Annotated in this window: 1 rRNA gene; it reads right to left on the reverse strand. The window is 56.4% G+C overall.

Features of this window, described 5'->3' with window-relative positions:
- Positions 1–22: 22 nt before the first annotated feature.
- A 23S ribosomal RNA gene (locus tag JAO81_RS41400) occupies positions 23–3,147 on the reverse strand.
- Positions 3,148–3,196 lie beyond the last annotated feature (49 nt).

Consider the following 3,196-nt stretch of genomic DNA (forward strand, 5'->3'; position numbering starts at 1 on the left):
AACACAGTGGACGCGAGCAACTGAGGACAAGCCCTCGGCCTATTAGTACCGGTCAGCTCCACCCTTTACAGGGCTTCCACATCCGGCCTATCAACCCAGTCGTCTACTGGGAGCCTTAACCCCTCAAAGGGGGTGGGAATACTCATCTCGAAGCAGGCTTCCCGCTTAGATGCTTTCAGCGGTTATCCTTTCCGAACGTAGCCAACCAGCCATGCACCTGGCGGTACAACTGGCACACCAGAGGTTCGTCCGTCCCGGTCCTCTCGTACTAGGGACAGCCCTTCTCAATATTCCTACGCGCACAGAGGATAGGGACCGAACTGTCTCACGACGTTCTAAACCCAGCTCGCGTACCGCTTTAATGGGCGAACAGCCCAACCCTTGGGACCGACTCCAGCCCCAGGATGCGACGAGCCGACATCGAGGTGCCAAACCATCCCGTCGATATGGACTCTTGGGGAAGATCAGCCTGTTATCCCCGGGGTACCTTTTATCCGTTGAGCGACGGCGCTTCCACAAGCCACCGCCGGATCACTAGTCCCGACTTTCGTCCCTGCTCGACCCGTCGGTCTCACAGTCAAGCTCCCTTGTGCACTTACACTCAACACCTGATTGCCAACCAGGCTGAGGGAACCTTTGGGCGCCTCCGTTACTCTTTGGGAGGCAACCGCCCCAGTTAAACTACCCATCAGACACTGTCCCTGATCCGGATCACGGACCGAGGTTAGACATCCAGCACGACCAGACTGGTATTTCAACGACGACTCCCCCTGAACTGGCGTCCAAGGTTCAAAGTCTCCCAGCTATCCTACACAAGCCGAACCGAACACCAATATCAAACTGTAGTAAAGGTCCCGGGGTCTTTCCGTCCTTCTGCGCGAAACGAGCATCTTTACTCGTAGTGCAATTTCACCGGGCCTATGGTTGAGACAGTCGAGAAGTCGTTACGCCATTCGTGCAGGTCGGAACTTACCCGACAAGGAATTTCGCTACCTTAGGATGGTTATAGTTACCACCGCCGTTTACTGGCGCTTAAGTTCTCAGCTTCGCCCGACCGAAATCGGACTAACCGGTCCCCTTAACGTTCCAGCACCGGGCAGGCGTCAGTCCGTATACATCGCCTTACGGCTTCGCACGGACCTGTGTTTTTAGTAAACAGTCGCTTCTCGCTGGTCTCTGCGGCCACCCCCAGCTCATGGAGTAAATCCAATCACCAGGAATGGCCCCCCTTCTCCCGAAGTTACGGGGGCATTTTGCCGAGTTCCTTAACCATAGTTCACCCGAACGCCTCGGTATTCTCTACCTGACCACCTGAGTCGGTTTAGGGTACGGGCCGCCATGAAACTCGCTAGAGGCTTTTCTCGACAGCATAGGATCATCCACTTCACCACAATCGGCTCGGCATCAGGTCTCAGCCTTAATGTGTGACGGATTTGCCTATCACACGGCCTACACCCTTACCCCGGGACTACCACCGCCCGGGCTGGACTACCTTCCTGCGTCACCCCATCGCTTACCTACTACCACCTTGGATCGCCGGCTCCACCACTTTCCTTTCCCCGAAGGGTCCGGAACGGCTTCACGGGCTTAGCATCAGAGGATTCGATATTGGGCGTTTCAAAGCGGGTACCGGAATATCAACCGGTTGTCCATCGACTACGCCTGTCGGCCTCGCCTTAGGTCCCGACTTACCCTGGGCAGATCAGCTTGACCCAGGAACCCTTAGTCAATCGGCGCACACGTTTCTCACGTGTGTATCGCTACTCATGCCTGCATTCTCACTCGTGAACCGTCCACAACTCGCTTCCGCGGCTGCTTCACCCGGCACACGACGCTCCCCTACCCATCCCAGCCCCCGTTGGGGGTATGTGCTGGAATGACACGACTTCGGCGGTACGCTTGAGCCCCGCTACATTGTCGGCGCGGAATCACTAGACCAGTGAGCTATTACGCACTCTTTCAAGGGTGGCTGCTTCTAAGCCAACCTCCTGGTTGTCTCTGCGACTCCACATCCTTTCCCACTTAGCGTACGCTTAGGGGCCTTAGTCGATGCTCTGGGCTGTTTCCCTCTCGACCATGGAGCTTATCCCCCACAGTCTCACTGCCGTGCTCTCACTTACCGGCATTCGGAGTTTGGCTAAGGTCAGTAACCCGGTAGGGCCCATCGCCTATCCAGTGCTCTACCTCCGGCAAGAAACACACGACGCTGCACCTAAATGCATTTCGGGGAGAACCAGCTATCACGGAGTTTGATTGGCCTTTCACCCCTAACCACAGGTCATCCCCCAAGTTTTCAACCTTGGTGGGTTCGGTCCTCCACGACCTCTTACAGCCGCTTCAACCTGCCCATGGCTAGATCACTCCGCTTCGGGTCTAGAGCGTGCAACTCAATCGCCCTATTCGGACTCGCTTTCGCTACGGCTTCCCCACACGGGTTAACCTCGCTACACACCGCTAACTCGCAGGCTCATTCTTCAAAAGGCACGCAGTCACGACGCATTGAGTAAACTCAATGCGCGACGCTCCCACGGCTTGTAGGCACACGGTTTCAGGTACTATTTCACTCCGCTCCCGCGGTACTTTTCACCATTCCCTCACGGTACTATCCGCTATCGGTCACCAGGGAATATTTAGGCTTAGCGGGTGGTCCCGCCAGATTCACACGGGATTTCTCGGGCCCCGTGCTACTTGGGTGTCTCTCAAACGAGCCGCTGATGTTTCGACTACGGGGGTCTTACCCTCTACGCCGGACCTTTCGCATGTCCTTCGTCTACATCAACGGTTTCTGACTCGTCTCACAGCCGGCAGACTGTGAAAGAGAGATCCCACAACCCCGTATACGCAACCCCTGCCGGGTCTCACACGTATACGGTTTGGCCTCATCCGGTTTCGCTCGCCACTACTCCCGGAATCACGGTTGTTTTCTCTTCCTGAGGGTACTGAGATGTTTCACTTCCCCTCGTTCCCTCCACACTGCCTATGTGTTCAGCAGTGGGTGACAGCCCATGACGACTGCCGGGTTTCCCCATTCGGAAACCCCCGGATCAAAGCCTGGTTGACGGCTCCCCGGGGACTATCGTGGCCTCCCACGTCCTTCATCGGTTCCTGGTGCCAAGGCATCCACCGTGCGCCCTTAAAAACTTGGCCACAGATGCTCGCGTCCACTGTGCAGTTCTCAAACAACGACCAACCACCC

Source organism: Streptomyces sp. N35 (assembly GCF_016464295.1).
Lineage (GTDB): Bacteria > Actinomycetota > Actinomycetes > Streptomycetales > Streptomycetaceae > Streptomyces.